This window comes from Kosakonia sp. HypNH10, assembly GCF_029850615.1.
In the GTDB taxonomy this organism is placed as follows: domain Bacteria; phylum Pseudomonadota; class Gammaproteobacteria; order Enterobacterales; family Enterobacteriaceae; genus Kosakonia; species Kosakonia cowanii.
Window position 1 is genome coordinate 931,022 of record NZ_JAOTIU010000001.1, and the last position, 18,778, is coordinate 949,799.

Genomic DNA, 18,778 nt, shown 5'->3' on the forward strand with positions numbered 1-18,778 from the left:
CCCGCGAGGAAATCGGTGCTGCGCACTGCGCTCACCTCCCGCGAGCCTGACGGCGGCCGGCTCGACTCGACATCCTGTCTCGGTTCGCCTCTGTCCGCCATCCATGGCGTCCAGACCTTGTCATTCACGCTTCGGTTCGCCGATTTCAGCGGGGACACAACCCCTCGCTGTGAAACCGCAGATAAAAGCTACACCGATGTCGCTGTAGGCGCGTTTTGGTAGGCCGGATAAGGCGTAGCCGCCATCCGGCAATCGGTGCCGCTGTATTAATGCCGGATGGCGCGTAAACGCTTATCCGGCCTACATGGTTTTTTACCTCTCCAATAACTCCCTCAACACTGGCCCGATCTGCCCGAACGCCTGCGGGGAGATGATATCGACATGGGCGCAATCCTGCCGGTACACCGCCAGCTCACGCACCCAGGGTGCCCAGGCGCGTTGCGGGTCGGTGCCCGGCGGCAGGGTGCGCTCGGCGACAAACAGCGTGGCTTTACCATCAAACGGCACGCTGTGCGCAGTGGTCAACAGCCGCACCGCATCGGCGTAATTGCCCTCAATCTGCGAGAAGAGTTCTGTGGAGGCCTGCCCCTGCTGCGCGGCGAGAAACGCCTGGCGCTCGCGCTCAATCTCCGCCAGTACGGCAGGATCGAGCCCGTTGGCTTCTTTTTCCGCCCAGTTTTGCGTCTCCGGCGGCCAGGTATCGAGCAGCCCGAGGAACGCCACCTCTTCGCCGCGCTGTCGCAGCCGCGCCGCAATGCTGTGCGCCAGCGTCCCGCCAAGGGAGTAACCGAACAGGTAATAAGGCCCGTGCGGCTGCTGCGCCAGCAGCGTCGCCAGCTGTTGATCGCAGGCCTCATCCAGCGTTGCCGCCTGTTGCAACGGGCCATCCGGGCGCGGAGACTGAATGCCGGTAATCGACCAGCGCGGCGCAAGATAGCGCGCCAGCACGCTGAACTGCCAGGCAAAACCGGAGGCCGGATGGAAGCAGAAGAGCGTCGGCCCCCCGCTTTCGCGCAGCGGCAACACCGCTTCCAGCCCGAGCCGCCCGGCCTGCTCGTTTGAGAGCGGCTTTTCCAGCAACGCCGCAAGTTTCTCTACCGTCGGCGCGACCATAATCTGCCCCGGCGTCACCTGGCGGTCAAACTCGCGGCTAAGCTGCGCGGCAAGCCGCATCGCCAGCAGCGAGTGGCCGCCCAGGGCGAAGAAATCCGCCTGCGCATCATTCACTTCACACCCCAGCAGCGCGGCAAAAGCCTGTGCCACCTGCGTTTCCATCCCGGCATTGAGCGGGCGCCCGCCCTGCTCTGCCTGCAACGCGGGCAGCGGCAGCGCTTTGCGATCGAGCTTACCGTTGGCGCTGAGCGGCAGCGCGCTCACCTGCATTAACAGCACCGGCACCATATGCGCCGGTAGCTGCGCACGCAACTGCTCCAGCAGTGCAGCCGTATCCAGTTGCTGACCAGATGAAGAGACCAGGTAGCCAACCAGCTGGCGGGCATCGCCGCCGCTCGCCGCCGCCTGATTAAAGACGCAGGCATGGGCCACCGCCTGAGCGATATCCGGCAGCGCCAGCATTGCCCGGTCAATCTCGCCAAGCTCAATGCGCTGGCCGCGAATTTTTAGCTGATCGTCGCTGCGCCCCAGATACTCTACCGCGCCATTCTCCAGCCAGCGGGCAACATCCCCGGTGCGATACATGCGCTCGCCCGGCGCAAAGGGGTCGGCAATAAAGCGGCTGGCGGTCAAATCCGGGCGGCCAAGATAGCCCTGCGCCAGCTGAATGCCGGTGAGATAGAGATCGCCCGCCACGCCGAACGGCACCGGGCGCATCATCGCATCCAGAATGCGCAGCCCCGTGTTCCACACCGGGTAACCAATCGGCACGCTGTTGCCACGCACCTGCGCCAGCGTCTCGCCATACGCAGGGTAGAAGCTGACATCCACCGCTGCTTCCGTCGGGCCATAGAGGTTATGCAGCGCCACGCCGGTTAAGGCTTCCCACTCGCGGCAGAGATCGGCCGGCAGCGCTTCGCCGCTACAGAAAACCTGCTTCAGCGTGCGGCAACTCTGCTGCGCGCTTTCCGGCGTCAGCGAGGCGACAAACGCCGCCAGCATCGACGGTACAAAGTGGGTGGTCGTTACCCCCACGTCAGCAAAGAAGGCTTGTAGCGCCTGCGGATCGCGGTGCGCCTCCGGCTCGGCCATCACCAGGCTGGCTCCGGCGATAAACGGCCACCAGAACTCCCACACCGAGACATCAAAACTGCACGGCGTTTTTTGCGCCACCACATCGTCAGCGCTAAGCGGATACGCCGCCTGCATCCACAACAGACGGTTGACGATGGCGGTGTGCCCGACCATCACTCCTTTTGGTCGCCCGGTAGAGCCGGAGGTGAAGATGATATAAGCCGTCTGCTCCGGGCGTGCCAGGTTAAGTGGCTCAGCACCGTTGCTCTCCAGCGGCGCGTCGTAGCAGAAGTGCGCCAGCCCAGGAATATCGGCGAAGCGCGCATACTGATCGTCGGTGGTGATCAACAGACGCGGGCGGGCATCCTCCAGCATCATGCGCAGGCGATCGTCGGGATAGCCGGTATCGAGCGGCAGCCAGGCGGCACCCGCTTCAACAATACCGTGCAGCGCGAGCGTCAGGAAAACCGAGCGCGGCAGCGCAACCGCCACGCTGTCGCCAGGCTGCACGCCCAGTGCGCGTAGCTGGTTCGCCAGCGCCACCACCTGCTCGCGCATCTCCCGGTAGCTAAAGCGCCAGCGGGCATCGGATAACGCCGGGGCATCGGGCGTTTTCACCGCCTGCTGTGCCACCAGCTCGCTCAGAGTTGTGGCGGGCAGCGACACGGCGGTGGCGTTGATCTGCGAGAGTTGTTCCGCCTCTTTCGCGGTTAAGAGTTCCGCATCGCCACAGCGCAGCGCCGGGTTGTCGGCAAACTGCTGCAACAGCTGGGCAAGGCGCGCAACGTGGGTGTTGAGCGTCGCCTCGTCGTAGCGGCTGCGATTCGCCAGCACTTCCAGCGACAGCCCACCCGTTTCATCCGGAAAGATCGCGATCTCCAGATCGTTCACTGGCCCGGTGGCTAAGGTGTGGGTAATGCCCGGGATGCCGTCGAGATCGAGCTGGTAATCAAACAATTTGACGTTCAGCACCGGGCCGAACAGCGGCTCATCGCCCGCCGCGCGCCCGGCGTCGCGCACGATCTGCTCTGCGTCATAGCGCTGGTGGCGGCGCATGGTTTTAAGCGTTCGGGCAAGTGCGTTTGCCAGCTCCGGCAGAGTTTGCGTGCCATCAAGATGAATACCCATCGGCAGGACATTGAGCACCGGGCCGGTGGCGGTGAGCGCGGCCGATCCCATGCGGCGCATAAAGATAAACCCGGCGGCATAATCGGTGCGTCCGCACAGCCTGCCCAGCCAGAGCGCGACTAAGGCCAGCGCCAGATCGGCGGGCGTCGTGTTTGCCATCGCCTGGCTCAGGCGGCGAAAGGCTGCGCTCTCCAGGGCGACATTGAGGCGAAGAATATCGGTAGTTGCCGCGCGCCCCGGTAGCGGTTCGCTGGAGAGCGACACCGGCGGCGGAAGCGCGCGCCGCTGCTCTGCCCAAAAAGCGGCATCGCGCGTAAAGGCATCACTGCTCTGATAGCGTTGATACTCTTCGACGACCTCAGCAAAGGGGGTAAATGGCGAGGCGGGCGTCGGCTCGCCGCGTCGCCAGGCGGTATATATGGCGGCAATCTGGCGGGTAATAGCGGGGAAACTGAAGCCATCAACCAGCAAATGGTGATAACGCTGATACCAGTACCAGCGCCGCTCGCCGACGCGCATCAGCTGGTGATGCACCAGCGGTTTGCCGCTCTCCACGCGCAGGTTTTGCGCCAGATCGGCCTGCATTAGCGCCAGCGCGGCGCTGTGTGCATCGTCATGTTGGCGCAGGTCGGCAATCACGGGGGCGGCAAAGGTCAGCGTCTCATCGACCCACTGCCATACCTCGCCGTTGTCTTCAGTAAAACGCATGCGCAGCGTGTCAGCCTGCATCAGGCCGGTGACAATCGCCTCGCTAAGCTGCACGGCGTCGATATCGCCCTCAAGCTCAACATAGTGCGCCACGCTCCAGGCATTGGGCAGCGAGGAGAGTTTTTCTGCCATCCAGATCCCCGGCTGGGCGGCGACCAGCGGTAAACGTTCGCTCATCTTCCGCTCCTTATTGCGCGTTGGGGTGCGCATAGTGCGCCGGGGTTAAGCTCTGCCAGTGTGCGGCCAGCCAGTTGTTACAATCCGCCTGCGACTGCGGCTCGCAGATCACGCGCCAGCCTGCGGGCAACGCGCACTGCGCGGGCCACAAGCTGCACTGCTGCGCGCTGTTTTGCAGAATATAAAACCGCCCTTGCGGATGATCGAAGGGGTTGGTGAACTCCATAGCAAACTCCTGTCGTGGAAAAGCGCACTAGCGTTCCAGCGGCTGCCAGAGGGTGATTAACCCCGCCGTCAGCCCACCGCGCCAGCAAAGCGCATCATGTCCGCCGTCAACCTGACGCCAGAAAACCGGCTGCTGTATGTGTTGTAAGAGGGAAAAAAGAGTCTGGTTGGTACGAAAAATCAGCGGCTCGCGCACCCCGGCTTCAAGCACGATGCGCAGCCCCTGCGGGCGTATTTCGCCCTGTTTGAGTTGTTCGATAAGCAGGCCATTGCCCTCGCCGCCGCGATGGGGCCACCAGTAAGAGCCGGACTGGCTCAGCACGCAGCCAAAGCGCGTCGGCCAGTGCAGAGCGGCATAGAGCGCCGAAAGCCCGCCGAAACTCTGCCCCGCCACCACCGTGCGATCGGCGCGATCGCTGAAGGGCGCAATTTCGCTTACCTGCGGCAAGAGTTCCTCCTGCACCGCCAGCCAGAAATCGGCATTACAGGGCAACTCCTGGCTGCGCTGAGCATTATCGATGGCGTCAATCAGCACATAGACCGCGGGCGGCAACTGGCGGGCGTTAGTCAGCGCTGCCAGCGCAGGCCACACCGGCATGCTTTCGGCCCAGAACTGGCCGTCGAGGAGGATCGCCAGCGGCCGTTCAGCATCCTGCGCCTCGCCGGTGACATAGACCCAGACGCGGCGGCGGTTTTGCAGCCGCTGGCTCTGCCAGTGCAGCAGATGAGGAGGGGTAAAAGGGATATTGGTTGCCTGCCAGCCAGGCTGAGCCGGTGCGTCGGGCATCTCCAGCGCCGAGACCGGATGACCGCGCCCGCCGCGCCAGCTTTGCGCATTCAGCGGGTCGGCAACCGCACGCGGCAGCAGTTTGCGCCACCCTTCGCGCAGCGCCGCGCGATCCGGCGGCACGCTGGCGAATACGGCGTCGGCAAAGTCGTTATCCTGTTCAGAGGGGATCAGGCAGTAGCTGCCGCGCCAGCCCGCTTCGAGGGTGGTTTTCCAGCACCAGACATCGCTTCCGGCGATGCGTGCCAGCGATTGCGGCTGCGCTTGTTGATGGTGATCGGTAACACCAGTGATGTAAATCCAGACCCGACGCAGGCGCGAAGTCTGCTCTGTACCGGCCGGATCGCGCCACCAGAAGGCCACTTCATAGCGCCCGTCGGCGGTTTTAACCCATTCCGGCCCCTGTTTTGACGCCCACCAGGCATCGCTTCCCGTCGTTGACGTCACGGTTTAACCCCAAATCGCTGCGGACTTATATTTATCGATCAAATTTATAGATAATATTATTGATAACTATTCTTATTTGCAATAGCGTATTGGCGCGCTGTGGGAAGCGCGTCTTTCACCTAACTCTGCCTGTCGCAGGCCTTTTTTCTCAGGGCTGAGAGAATCGCCGCGCGCGGGCTTCATCACTGCCGTCTCCTCTCCCCTGGGAATGGAGAGTTACGGGGATACGGCAAAGGAACGCAGGTAACATAATGAATAAGAAGATGAAATCCCTGACCTTGCTGGTCAACCTCGGGATCTACGGCGCGGCAATGCCCGTGATGGCGGCGGAGGAGAAAAGCAGCGACGCCAGCAGCGCGGACACTATCGTCGTCACGGCGGCACAGCAGAACCTCCAGGCACCCGGCGTGTCGACCATCACCGCCGATCAGATCCGCAAAAATCCGCCTGCGCGCGATGTGTCGGAAATTATCCGCAAGATGCCGGGCGTTAACTTAACCGGCAACGCCACCAGCGGTCAGCGCGGTAATAACCGCCAGATCGACATTCGCGGTATGGGCCCGGAAAACACCTTAATCCTGGTGGATGGCAAACCGGTCACCAGCCGTAACTCGGTGCGCTTAGGCTGGCGCGGCGAGCGCGACAGCCGCGGCGACACCAGTTGGGTACCGGCAGAGATGATTGAGCGTATCGAAGTGATCCGCGGCCCGGCGGCCGTGCGCTACGGTAACGGCGCGGCGGGCGGCGTGGTGAATATCATCACCAAAAAAGATAGTGCCCAGGAGTGGCATGGGTCATGGAACGCCTACGTCAACGCGCCGGAGCATAAAGCGGAAGGTGCCACCAAACGCACCGACTTTAGCCTCAGCGGCCCGCTGGGGGATGATGTCAGCTTCCGTCTCTATGGCAACCTGGCGAAAACCCAGGCCGATGCGTGGGATATCAACCGCGATCACCAGTCTGAACGCACCGGGATTTACGCTAATACCCTCGCCGCCGGGCGCGAAGGCTCGATCAATAAAGATATTAATGGCGTCGTGCGCTGGGATTTCGCGCCGATGCAGTCGCTGGAGTTCCAGGCGGGCTATAGCCGCCAGGGCAACCTCTACGCGGGCGATACGCAAAACACCAATAATGACAGCAGCAGCAATAACTACGTGCGCGAGAATTATGGCAAAGAGACCAACCGTCTCTATCGCCAGAACTACTCCGTCACCTGGAATGGCGGCTGGGATAACGGCATCACCACCAGCAACTGGATCCAGTACGAGCACACGCGTAACTCGCGCCTCGGCGAAGGGCTGGCCGGGGGGACGGAAGGGCTGTTTAACAGCAATAAATTCACCGATATCGACCTCTCCGATGTGATGCTGCACAACGAAGTGAACCTGCCGCTGGATCTGCTGGTTAACCAGACCTTGACGCTGGGCACCGAGTGGAACCAGCAGCGGATGAAAGATCTCGGCTCCAATACCCAGGCCTTCCAGGGCGGGGCGATTAGCGGGCTGAACAGCACCAACCGCAGCCCCTACTCCAGCGCCGACATCTACTCTATTTTTGCCGAAGATAATATGGAGCTGACCGACAGCACCATGCTGACCCCGGCGCTGCGTTTCGATCACCACACCATTGTTGGCGATAACTGGAGCCCGTCACTGAACCTATCGCAGGGATTAGGCGACGATTTCACCCTGAAAATGGGCATTGGCCGCGCGTATAAAGCGCCGAGCCTCTACCAGACCAACCCGAACTACATTCTCTACAGCAAGGGCCAGGGGTGCTACGCCAGCGGTAATGGCGTCGGTTGTTACATGATGGGTAATGACGATCTGAAAGCGGAGACCAGTATCAATAAAGAGATCGGTCTTGAGTTCAAACATGATGACTGGCTGGCCGGTGTGACCTGGTTCCGTAACGATTACCGCAATAAGATTGAAGCGGGTTACTCACCGATGGCGCAAACGGCGGCGGGTGCGACCAAAACCGATATTTACCAGTGGGAAAATGTGCCAAAAGCAGTGGTTGAAGGGCTGGAAGGTACGCTGAACGTGCCGGTTTCTGAAACGGTGGCCTGGAGCAACAACTTCACCTATATGCTGCAAAGCAAGAACAAAACCACCGGCGAGCGGCTCTCCATTATTCCGGAATATACGCTGAACTCAACGCTGAGCTGGCAGGTGACGCAGGATGTCTCCCTGCAATCGACCTTTACCTGGTACGGCAAGCAGCAGCCGAAGAAGTATGACTACAAAGGCCAGCGCGTGACCGGCTCTGCGACGAACGAAGTGAGCCCCTACAGCATTGTCGGACTCAGCGGCACCTGGGATGTGAACAAAAACGTCAGCCTGACTGCCGGTGTCGATAATGTGTTTGATAAACGCCACTGGCGCGCGGGCAATGCCCAGAGCACCGGCGGCACTACCGGCTATATGTATGGCGCGGGCGCAGAGACCTATAACGAATCGGGCCGTACCTGGTTTATGGGTATCAACACCCATTTCTGATGAGAGCCTGACCTGCTAAAAAGAAAAGGCCCCGTCATTGCTGGCGGGGCCTTTTATTACTGATTACCTGGGTGTTGAATATCTGAAACTGTTATACCCCGCCCGGCGCTTATCTCCGGCACTCACTCTGAGGTGGTGTTAGCTCTTCGCTGGGGTGAATCCACAATAAGCCATCGGAAAATTCCTAACAAGAGAAAAATAATACCTGTACGTGAATATATGATTTCGATCATACTTTCTTGCTGCTGTTCATATCCTGGCGTGATGAGCGTCACGATTATTTTTTATCCAGTCGTCAACCTTTCTACAGGCGTAAAAATGGTGGGCCGGTTAAACAGACACTCTGCCCATCTCTCAGCACGATCGCCGCAAGTGTGCTTATTTTTTGCTTGAGTTGCCTGGAAATGCAGCAGCAGATATTATTTTGCACTGCGGAATTTGACTTAAATTCTGCGGAAGTTTACAAAAGATACCGCCTTTCCCCTATCCGACTTGCGTCTTTGCGGTTTTCGTCCAGGCTTCCTTTTCAGGCGCTGGAAAATTAGCAAGGAGCCGCCCGGTTCAGGTTTGCGCGCCACCGACGTTTCTATAATTTGCAGGCATCTGTGAGTGGAGTATCGAATGTTCTCTTTTGTCGCCCGCCAGGCGATTTTTGATGCAAATATGAACACAGTCGGCTACGAGTTGCTGTTCAGGGACAGTATGACCAACCGGTTTCCTGACGTCACACCGGAGTACGCCACTGCGCAAATTATTGTTGAACAGTTTCTTGGCGCACCGCTGGGGCGGTTAAAAGAGTACAGTGCGATTTTCGTTAACTTCCCCTATGAACTGCTGGTGCAGGGAATGGCGGAAACGCTGCCGAAAGATCGGGTAATTGTTGAGATCCTCGAAACCGCCGAGCCGACGCCGCTGCTGCTGGAAAGTATCAAAAAACTCTCCGCGCAGGGTTTTCGCATTGCGCTGGATGATTTCGCGCTCGGTGATACGTGGAACGACTTCCTGCCCTTTATTCACATTATTAAATTTGACGTGCGCAATAATACGCCGGAAGAGATCGGCGGTTATATTCAGGGAAAAGCACATTTGTTGCGTGACACGCTGTTTCTCGCTGAAAAGGTGGAGACGCAGCAGGAGTATGAGTGCTACCGAAACCTCGGCTGCACCCTTTTTCAGGGCCACTTCTTCAGCCGCCCGGTGATCCATGCAGCCAACAAGCTGATCCAGAATCAGGCGATCACCTTTAGGCTGATGAAAGAAGTGAATGCCGATAAGCCCGATTTCACCCGCATCGAGGCGCTGTTAAAACAGGATCTTGCCCTCTCCTTCAAGCTGATGCGCTATGCGCAAAATATTGTCTTTAACGCGCGCGGGATTAAAAACGTCCGCAGCCAGTCGTTAAAAGATATTATTTTTTACCTCGGTGCCAATGAGCTGCGCCGCTTCGTGCTGGTCTCCTGCCTGACCTCGGTAAATAAAGAGGAGATTGGCGAGATTTATCAGCAGAGCCTGATCCGCGCTAAGTTCTGCGAGCTTGCGTCATCCCACTCCATTACGCGCCACTCGGCGGATGATGCCTTTATCGTCGGTCTTTTTTCGCAACTCGACAGCATTTTTGAAATGCCAATGGCCGATCTGATAGGCCAGATTGATATTTCCGACAATGTGATGATGGCGCTGAAAGCACAAAAAGGGCCGCTCTATCCCTATTTGCGCCTGATTGAGCTGTATGAAAACCATCAGTGGGAAGAGGTCAGCGCGCTGGGCCATCGCCTCGGTTTTCATCGCGGCACGGTGGCGGAGCTGGTCAAAACCGCGACCGAATGGACGCAGGCGATCCCCTCAACCCGCCGCTGATTTTAGTTTCTTCGTCAAAAGGCCGATGTAATTAGCAGAACGCATCTCTTTGGACGAACACGATGGAATCACTCTCGGTATATGGCTACCGCCTCGGCAACGATCATGAGGTGGAATATTTGCCGTTTAAAAAACGCCTGATTAATCACGCTTCGCCAGGCCAGGCCGACTATTTACGCGCCACCATGGCAAACCTGCTCCACTTTCTGCTGACCCACGCCGTCGGTCGCGTGGTGGCAGACAGAACGCTGCAAACGCAGGTGTGGGAAAATAACGGCCTGAGCTGCTCCAGCCAGCGGCTGTGGCAAGTGATGAATAACCTGAAGCGTAAACTGGCGGCGTTTGATCTGCCCGAGGATTTTATTCTGCGCGTCGAGGGCAGAGGCTACCTGATCCCCGAAGAGAGAGTGCTGCAACTCTACTGCCGCCGGACCTTTTTTACCGCCTGCGAACACGGCTCGCGGGCGTGATGCGTTAATAGCCGACGATGCCCCCTATTTTTATCCGCCTTATCTGCCCATTTATGCTAACGTTGTGCCGCCGCAGGCGATGCGGCGCCCTCCACTCCCCTGCTGGCAAAATTGAATGAGGCTTTATGAGAATTGGTATCGCGTTTCCCGTGCTGGTATTTATTGTCGCCGTGATATTTCTGACCTGGTTTATTGCAGGCGGCTACGCTACACCGGGCGTTTAATATTAAGAGCTCTCCCGGCTGCGTTATTTAATACAGCGCATCACTTGCCGCTCAACCACCTTAATTTGTGATCCTGCTCGCCTTTTGACGGGTGTAGAATGCCGGGCACGCAAGTTCACCGGAGCGGTTAATGAATATCATCGAAATCATCATGTCGGCGGGTCGGGTATCCGTAGATGTCGCCCTCTATACCCTGCTGCCAATCATGGTGGTGATGCTCATCATTATGAAATACCTCGAGGAGAAGGGCGTGCTGGACGCGATTGTCCGCCTCACCTCCCCGGCTCTCAAACCTTTTGGCATTAGCGGGATGGGCATTTTTGCCCTTATTCAGCTTAACTTTGTCAGCTTTGCTGCTCCGCTCGCCGCGCTGGCGATTATGGAGCGACGCGGAACCTCCGATCGTCATCTCGCCGCGACGCTGGCCATGGTCTTTGCCATGGGCCAGGCAAACGTCTTCTACCCTCTTACCCCCTTTGGTCTGCACTGGGGCGCGGCAATTGGCATTTCGCTGATTGGCGGGCTGGCGGCCTCGTCGTTTACCTATTACCTTGCCGGGCGCAACCTCTCCAGCGCCACGCTGCGTGACGAAGAGGGTGAGCTGGCGCAGGAGAAGCCGCGCGCCGGGTTAATCGCGGTGATTAACGGCGCGGGCGCAGATGCGATTCGCCTATCGCTCGGCTCGTTGCCGATGCTGCTGCTGTCGCTGACGGTGGTCGGGATATTAAAAGCAGCGGGCGTGGTGGAGGCGTTAACTTCGCTACTGACGCCGCTGATGTCTTTCTTTCACATTTCGACGGTCTACGTGTTGCTGACGCTCACCAAATGCCTGGCTGGCGGCACCGCTTACTTTGGCGTTGCCTCAGAAATGGCGCAGCACGGCCAACTGACGGCGGCGCAGATTAACGCCTCGGCAGGCTTTCTGGTACAAACCCTGGACCTGCCGGGGATCGGGATTTTTCTCGGTATCGCCAGCCGCTTTGTACGCCTCTTCCGCTTCGCGCTCGCGGGCGCGATTGTGGGCATTCTGCTGCGTACGCTGCTGCACGCGCTGCTGTTTTAAAACTCACCTGGCCGTTAAAACTTAGACCTTCTCCCCTTACCGTCAGGCTGGCTACAAATGAAGCAGGTTGTGCTATTTTTGGGAGGGGCAAGAGGGGAGGACAGGGTATGAAGTTCAATGATGAGCTCACGGGACTCATTGGATTAGCCATTGGTGCAGCGGTGATTGGCCTGGTTGCGGCGCGTGAGCCTCTCAATCGGGACAATATTGTGCGTGAAATTGAGCGGCAAGGACGGGGCCGGGGAGATGGCGTTGAGGAAGAGGTGTTTCTCAAAGCCGCGGAGCTGGTCAGTAAAGGCGTGTAGCCACGCCCTTTAATCACAACAGGCGAGTTTGTCACAGCGGCAAACTCGCCTGTTTGTTTCTATTTCACCGTCCCTTTAACACCATGCGGCTCAGCGCGCTGATACTGCGGGGCAATATTCACGGCACCGCCCAGTTTTGCGGCAGCGTGCCACGGCCAGCGCGGGTCATAAAGCATGCCGCGCGCCAGCGCCACCAGATCCGCCTCGCCTTGTTGCAGAAGAGCTTCCGCCTGCTCTGCTTCGGTGATCAGCCCCACGGCGATAACCGGCATCTTTGTCCTTTCACGCAGCGTTTTGGCAAACGGCACCTGATAACCCGCTTTTACGCTGATCTGCTGTAACGGCGAAAGACCGCCGCTGGAGACGTGCACATAGTCGCCGCCGGCCGCTTCGATCTGTTCGGTGAGCGCTGCGGATTGCTCGATATCCCAGCCGCCTTCCACCCAGTCGGTAGCCGACAAGCGGATCCCCACCACCACGGAAGCCGGTACCGCTTCGCGCACTGCGCGGAACACTTCCACGGTGTAACGCAGACGATTTTCAAGGCTGCCGCCATACTCATCGTCGCGTTCATTAGAGAGCGGCGAGAGGAACTGATGCAGTAAATAGCCGTGCGCTGCATGGATCTCAATGACCTCAACGCCAAGCTTCACCGCGCGCAGCGCGCTGTCGACAAAACGCTGCTTCACGCGCGCCAGATCCGCTTTGCTCATCGCATGCGGTGGTCGCTCTGTTTCGTCATAAGCCTGGGCAGACGCGGAGAGTGTTTCCCATCCGCCCTCCTCCAGCGATAGCTGGTTACCGCCCAGCCACGGCGCGCTGGTCGAGGCTTTACGCCCGGCGTGACCGAGCTGAATACCGATTTTGATCGGTGAGTAGCGGCGAATATCCTCCAGCACCACGCGCAGCGCCTCTTCGGTGGCATCGTCCCACAACCCAAGATCCTCTGGCGAAATGCGCCCTTCCGGCTCAACGGCGGTGGCTTCAATAATCAGTAGCCCCGCCCCGGAGAGCGCAAGGTTGCCGAGATGAATGCGATGCCAGGCGGTCGCTTTACCTTCGTCAGCCGAATACTGACACATCGGTGCGATCACAATACGGTTATCCAGCGTCACACGCCCAAGAGTCACTTCTGAAAATAATTTGCTCATATCTCATCCTTTTCCGGCTTCGTTTACTGCACAACTGCAAGCATTTGCGCGCAGTAAAGAGAAGAAACTGTCAGCCAATTACCATAGCTTGTCTTTGGCGGGATGTGCCGTTAGCGGCAGGCTGAACGATATTCAGGCAATCAATGGGTTGGTTAACTTTATGAAAGCTAAGTTGAAAATAATTTTCTGTTTTTGAGATAAAACCGCATATATCGCGACGCACAAGGGGACGATATCCTGCCGCTGAGGGGGTTATTATTGCGCTGAGTCGTTTTTTAACCGCCAGCGCAAGGCAAAAGATTGCCTGAATTTTTTTCAGCATCAGCGCAATCATATAGCGATCTTTATTGCAATGGTCATTAAAAGGCAGCGAGCAAATATCTTCAGCCTGGCAGTACGAAGTATTAACGCTGACTATTGCCCATTAACCTGAGCCGTTTCTCAGCGAAGAAAGATCTGAAAGTGAGATTTTGCCGCTAACTGAGAATATTCTCAGTTAGGATCGATATAAGTGAAACTTTCTGTCGCTTATTGCGACGTTGTTGAACAAAGCGCATGCGCAATGTTTAAGTAATCCTACAGTGTTGCTGAAATCGCTGCCCTTCTAACCTATAAGCTATTTTCTTAATACCACTTAAGTTTCAACCAGGGCTTAACTTAAAAATAACCCTTAAATGACCCTGCCTTTATCACGGTCCGATCTTACTAAATTTCTTAAGGCGACATAGCTACCCAACATCAAGGGTTGCAATTTCCTCACGCTATTTGATAAAACACATAATCCTAAGTTGATTTTTATCTCTTTATCACTAAAAATTAATTCCGATCGATTTTCATTTACCCGCACACGGAGTGACATCATGTCAGAAGCACTTAAATCGTTAAATAACATTCGCACTCTGCGAGTTCAGGCGCGTGAAGTTACGCTCGAAACGCTGGAAGAAATGCTGGAAAAATTGTCCGTGGTTGTAGAAGAGCGCCGCGAAGAAGAATCTTCTTTACGTAAAGAGCAGGAAGAGAAAGAAGCTAAACTGGCGGCATTCCGTCAGAAGTTGCTGGATGAAGGTATCGACCCAACCGAACTTTTATCCTCTTTGAAAGGTCAGGCGACTAAAACCAAATCCGTTCGCGCACCGCGTCCTGCTAAATATAAGTATATTGACGAAGACGGCACCGAAAAAAGCTGGACCGGCCAGGGCCGTACGCCGAAAGTCATCGCGAAGGCGCTGGAAGAAGGCAAAAAGCTGGAAGACTTCTCCATCTAAAAGGCAGGGCGATAATAATATCGCCCTCTTTTTTATCTGCTCTGCAACGTCCTCATTTCCTTTGCAAATACGGCATTACACCTGTTTTTATCAGGGTTGTAGTAAATAGCGCCTGCGCAGATCTCCCTCTTTCCCTGTGCCAAAAATTTATACCGATAATGCAGAGCTTCGCTCACCGCTACGCGAGCGCGGTTTTTCGCTGGCATCTAATGTGCGCCAGGCTTCGCTATTGGTGATGATGACAGGCGTTACCGTGTCATAACCTTCCGCGGCGATAGCCAGCAGGTCGAATGTCATTAATAGTTGTCCCTGTTTTACCGCCTCTCCCGTTTGTACCTCGACACAAAAATAGTTCCCGCCCAGCTGTACGGTATTAATCCCGACGTGAATCAGGATCTCTGCCCCGGCGTTAGAGCAGATGCGTATTGCATGCCTGCTGGCATATGTGGTGGCGATATAACCATCCACCGGCGAATAAACGCGTCCTTCATCCGGAATAATCGCAAAACCCGGCCCAACACTTCCTGCAGAAAAGACGCCATCATTGACCTGGGCAAGTGAGATCACCTCGCCTGAAACCGGGGCGATAATTTGCTCTGTAATATCAGAAACCGGTTTCGGTGGAGGCGGAGGAGGCCTTACCGCTATATTTTCCCCGCCTGAAGATTCCACCTGACTCACCGGCAGCGAACTCTCTTCAACCCCTGTCAGCAGGATTAATCCCAGGCTGCCTACAAATGCGAGGCTGCACGCAAGAATAAAGGTGATAAAGCCTTCGCCATAAAAAACCGGGAATGTCAGTAGCCCAGGCATTGCCATAGTGATAGCAAAACTTTTGCCGTAGCCAACCATTGCACCGCCAAATGCCGTGACCACCAGCACGCATATAAACATTTTCTTACGTTTTAACGTTACGCCATAAATAGCCGGTTCGCTGAAACCAAAAAGCGAAGGAATAATTGCGCTGCGGGTCAATGCTTTCAATTGAGTGTTACGGGTACGCAGATTGACCGCCAGCAACATAGCGGAGCAGGCAAATATTGCCGGGCCGCACGCCGCCAGCAAAAAACTCTGCCCCATCACCGAAATATCATTAATAAAAAGCATAATAAATGCCTGATGAATACCGAACATCACCAGCAGCGGCCAGGCGGCCGCCATTAGCGCGCAGGTAAAAATGGGGCTGAAGTTATAAAGCGCACTAAATAGTGCGCTAATTGCCTGGCTTATACTCACCCCCACCGGAAAGAGGAGCAGTAAGATTAAGGGCACGACAATAAGAATCAGGAAACAGGGCGTCACTGTGGCGCTTTTTGCCGCGTCAACATAGTGATCGATGGCCCGCTCAACGCGCGATATTAACCAGACACTGGCAATGACCGGGATCACCGCCCCGCTACTGTTCATTATCCTGAACGGTAGCCCTGGAAAAGCCTCTTGTTGCCCGCCTGCCGAAAGCCCGATGCCCAGCGGCGAGAGAGAAGCGCCCGCCATCGCGACGGCAATAAACAGATTGGCCTTAAATTTACGCGCGCAGAGGATAGCGAGAAAGATGGGCAGAAAGTTGAAAGGGCTTTCGGCAATGGCAAACAGGGTTACGGCACTTTGTTTGCCAGGGTTCAGCCATCCGGCATCGACACACATGATGAGAATACCTTTCAGGATCCCTGCGGCCATCATGATGCCCAGAAGCGGCATCGTTATATCGGCCAGACCATCGAGCCACCTCACCAGCTGCGCGCAGCCCGCCCCTTCATACTGCCCGCTCTTTTTTTCAGTGCTGATTAAACCGCAGCGCACGCTCAGGGCGTGGAACACTTTCGCCACGCGATTGCCAATAACGACCTGTAACCGATCGCCCTCACTCACAACGGTAAGTACGCCATCCAGCGCCCTGAGCTCCGCCAGTTTCACTTTGCGATTATCGATAACAGTGATGCGTAAGCGCGTTGCGCAATGGATTACCGTTACGACGTTACTTTCGCCCCCCACCATCCGCAGAATATTGTCTGCGAGAACCGTGCAATTCATTCTTCTTCTTCCGTTTTATCAAACAACCTGAAACGTCGTTTGTCGCCGCTGTCCGTTGACGAGTGAGCAAAAGGGCCATCGCAGTGCAGCGATGGCCGTTGTAGCGTAACAAGGGATACCTGACTAAATCGGCTCGCTCAGCGTGGCACCGTTGCTGTGGATCACATCGCGATACCAGTAAAAGCTTTTCTTGCGCTGACGCGTCAGGCTGCCGTTACCGCCATCGTCGCGATCGACGTAGATAAAGCCGTAGCGTTTTGACATCTGTCCCGTTCCGGCGCTGACCAGATCGATCGGCCCCCAGCTGGTGTAACCAAGCAGTTCAACGCCATCTTCAATCGCCTCGCGAACCTCCACCAGGTGGGAGTGAAGATAGTGAATGCGATAGTCATCCTGAATCGAACCATCCAGCTCCGGTACATCTTTCGCACCAAGGCCGTTTTCCACGATAAAGAGCGGCTTACGGTAGCGATCGTAGAGTTCGTTGAGCAGAAAACGCAGGCCCTTAGGGTCGATCTGCCACCCCCACTCCGACGCAGGGAGAAAGGGGTTGGGGATCATATTGAGGAGCGTGCCGTGGCCGCGCTGATAGAGGTCGGGCCGTGCCGCCGCACAGCCGCTCATGTAATAGCTGAAGGAGACAAAATCGACGGTCTCTTTGAGATCGTCCCTGTCCTGCGGTGTCACACACAACGTAATGTTATTTTCGCGAAAATAGCGCGCAATCCACGCCGGGTACTCCCCTCGCACCTGAACATCGCCGAAGAAAAGCCACTCGCGGTTCTCCTGCTGCGCTTGCAAAAGATCCTCCGGTTTACAGCTGATGGGGTAGCGTACCGCCCCCAACAGCATGCAGCCGATCTTCGCATCCTCAATGATTTCATGGCACGCTTTGACGGCCCGCGCACTGGCGACCAGCTGATGATGAAGCGCCTGATAAATCTCCTGTTTACTGCGCTCACCCATCAAGCCTGCGCCGGTAAAAGGGGCGTGCAGCGTCATATTGATCTCGTTAAAGGTGAGCCAATATTTCACTTTATGGCGGTAACGGGTAAACACCGTGCGCGCGTAACGTTCAAAAAGATCGATAACCTGCCGGCTGCTCCAGCCGTCATACTTTTTCACCAGGCCAAAGGGCATTTCATAATGTGAAAGGGTGATCAGCGGCTGAATTCCATGCTGCGCCATTTCATCGAAAAGCCGATCGTAGAATGCCAGCCCCTCCTCGTTCGGCTCCGTTTCATCACCGTTCGGGTATATTCGCGCCCAGGCAATCGAGGTACGCAGGATGGTAAATCCCATTTCAGCGAAGAGTTTTATGTCCTGCGGGTAGCGGTGGTAAAAATCGATAGCGATATCTTTGAGATTGCCATTTGTGCCCGGACGCACGGCAATCTCGCTATCGATTCCCCCGGGTTGCAGATCGGCGGTTGAGACGCCTTTTCCCCCCTTATTCCAGGCACCCTCGATCTGGTTGGCAGCGACCGCTCCCCCCCATAAAAACCCGTCGGGAAATACCATTTTCATCGCTTCTCTCTCCTTGTTGTCATAGCGCCTCGACGCGGAACGTCGAACGACAGGCGAAAAAAAACCTGATTCCCTTAACGCCAGCAGGCATTAAGGGGATCAGGTTTCGCTCGGTTTATTGATGACGATCCGGGTGGACTTTTATAACGAATCCCATTATTTGGCTCAAGCGCTCAAAACGGGAAATGTGATGATAATCAAGGATAAGGGGAGAGAGTAAAATAACGATAAATTGATGAAGACGCCCATTCGGGCTGCTTCATCAATGCGGGGGTAAAGCGTTAATCTGCTTCTAACGCATCCTGGATAGCATCGGCAAGCGTAGCGACTTCTTGCGAAACATTACGTAAATCCATCTGGCTGCGAATACCGGAATTTGCCGTGGTTGCAGAGACAGCCGCTTTCGAAATTTCCAGCGCTGCCTGTACGGCCAGTAACCGTTTTCTGTTTTCCAGCGCGTCATTGCCGGTCGCGCCATCGAGATCAAAATATCCTTCTAACACTGTTTGCTCCTCAAATTTCATTTCCAGTGGTCGGATATAACACCATCAGGTGCAGCAGGATGCAATCACATCCCTTTAAGATGTGAATAAAAATACCGCCTGGCAGGTAAAGGAGTAAAAAAAAGCCGCTCGGGCAGAGCGGCGCAGAAACATTATCAGGGTTAATAGGGGTTAATGATGATAGCTAGTCAAATCATAGCGTTATATTAAAACCCTGGC

The 18,778-nt window shown here is 56.4% G+C and carries 15 protein-coding genes; 7 read left to right on the plus strand and 8 right to left on the minus strand.

Annotation, left to right across the window (positions count from 1 at the left end; translation table 11 throughout):
• Positions 1-312 precede the first annotated feature (312 nt).
• Genes entF through fes form a run of 3 tightly spaced genes read right to left on the minus strand, consistent with a single transcriptional unit; the run spans position 313 to position 5,659 of the window.
• Positions 313-4,200 (minus strand): enterobactin non-ribosomal peptide synthetase EntF, encoded by a 3,888-nt coding sequence (gene entF / locus N7V53_RS04550; RefSeq protein ID WP_279792356.1) that lies wholly within the window; start codon positions 4,198-4,200, stop codon positions 313-315.
• A 10-nt stretch (positions 4,201-4,210) separates the two neighbouring features.
• Positions 4,211-4,426: an MbtH family NRPS accessory protein gene (locus N7V53_RS04555; protein ID WP_279792358.1), complete on the minus strand. Its 216-nt coding sequence runs from the start codon at positions 4,424-4,426 to the stop codon at positions 4,211-4,213.
• Between the two features lie 27 nt (positions 4,427-4,453).
• Complete coding sequence (gene fes / locus N7V53_RS04560; RefSeq protein WP_279792360.1) at positions 4,454-5,659, minus strand: enterochelin esterase; 1,206 nt, start codon at positions 5,657-5,659, stop codon at positions 4,454-4,456.
• Positions 5,660-5,910: 251 nt separating this feature from the next.
• On the opposite strand from fes, the gene N7V53_RS04565 reads away from it, so the two are divergent.
• The 6 genes from N7V53_RS04565 (at position 5,911) to N7V53_RS04590 (ending at position 12,082) form a co-directional block, all read left to right on the plus strand.
• Complete coding sequence (locus N7V53_RS04565; RefSeq protein WP_279792362.1) at positions 5,911-8,163, plus strand: TonB-dependent siderophore receptor; 2,253 nt, start codon at positions 5,911-5,913, stop codon at positions 8,161-8,163.
• Positions 8,164-8,784: 621 nt separating this feature from the next.
• Positions 8,785-10,020, plus strand: coding sequence for an HDOD domain-containing protein (locus N7V53_RS04570; RefSeq protein WP_279792364.1), 1,236 nt, complete (start codon positions 8,785-8,787; stop codon positions 10,018-10,020).
• Between the two features lie 62 nt (positions 10,021-10,082).
• Entirely contained in the window at positions 10,083-10,490 is a 408-nt protein-coding gene (locus N7V53_RS04575) for a helix-turn-helix domain-containing protein (protein WP_279792366.1), read from the plus strand.
• 125 nt (positions 10,491-10,615) lie between these two features.
• Positions 10,616-10,714: a YoaK family small membrane protein gene (locus N7V53_RS04580; RefSeq protein ID WP_279792368.1), complete on the plus strand. Its 99-nt coding sequence runs from the start codon at positions 10,616-10,618 to the stop codon at positions 10,712-10,714.
• Between the two features lie 130 nt (positions 10,715-10,844).
• Positions 10,845-11,777, plus strand: a complete 933-nt coding sequence (locus N7V53_RS04585; RefSeq protein ID WP_279792369.1) for a nucleoside recognition domain-containing protein — start codon at positions 10,845-10,847, stop codon at positions 11,775-11,777.
• Positions 11,778-11,884: 107 nt separating this feature from the next.
• On the plus strand, positions 11,885-12,082 hold the full coding sequence (locus tag N7V53_RS04590) for a hypothetical protein (protein ID WP_023479060.1): 198 nt from the start codon (positions 11,885-11,887) through the stop codon (positions 12,080-12,082).
• Between the two features lie 59 nt (positions 12,083-12,141).
• On the opposite strand, the gene N7V53_RS04595 is transcribed toward N7V53_RS04590, so the two are convergent.
• Both N7V53_RS04595 and N7V53_RS04600 read right to left on the minus strand, forming a co-directional pair.
• The gene (locus tag N7V53_RS04595) at positions 12,142-13,233 is read right to left on the minus strand and encodes an NADH:flavin oxidoreductase/NADH oxidase (protein ID WP_023479049.1); all 1,092 of its coding nucleotides are present in this window, start codon (positions 13,231-13,233) and stop codon (positions 12,142-12,144) included.
• A 70-nt stretch (positions 13,234-13,303) separates the two neighbouring features.
• Positions 13,304-13,567, minus strand: a complete 264-nt coding sequence (locus N7V53_RS04600; RefSeq protein ID WP_279792370.1) for a hypothetical protein — start codon at positions 13,565-13,567, stop codon at positions 13,304-13,306.
• Positions 13,568-14,093: 526 nt separating this feature from the next.
• Here N7V53_RS04600 and N7V53_RS04605 point away from each other — a divergent pair.
• The gene (locus N7V53_RS04605) at positions 14,094-14,498 is read left to right on the plus strand and encodes an H-NS family nucleoid-associated regulatory protein (protein ID WP_023479043.1); all 405 of its coding nucleotides are present in this window, start codon (positions 14,094-14,096) and stop codon (positions 14,496-14,498) included.
• Positions 14,499-14,645: 147 nt separating this feature from the next.
• Here N7V53_RS04605 and N7V53_RS04610 read toward each other — a convergent pair whose 3' ends face one another.
• From N7V53_RS04610 to N7V53_RS04620, 3 genes are all read right to left on the minus strand, one after another.
• Complete coding sequence (locus tag N7V53_RS04610) at positions 14,646-16,529, minus strand: glucose PTS transporter subunit IIA (RefSeq protein ID WP_279792372.1); 1,884 nt, start codon at positions 16,527-16,529, stop codon at positions 14,646-14,648.
• Positions 16,530-16,652: 123 nt separating this feature from the next.
• A complete protein-coding gene (gene ascB / locus N7V53_RS04615; RefSeq protein ID WP_279792373.1) occupies positions 16,653-18,056 on the minus strand; it encodes a 6-phospho-beta-glucosidase in 1,404 nt (467 codons plus the stop codon).
• A 281-nt stretch (positions 18,057-18,337) separates the two neighbouring features.
• Entirely contained in the window at positions 18,338-18,559 is a 222-nt protein-coding gene (locus N7V53_RS04620; RefSeq protein ID WP_023479079.1) for a hypothetical protein, read from the minus strand.
• Between the last annotated feature and the right edge of the window lie 219 nt (positions 18,560-18,778).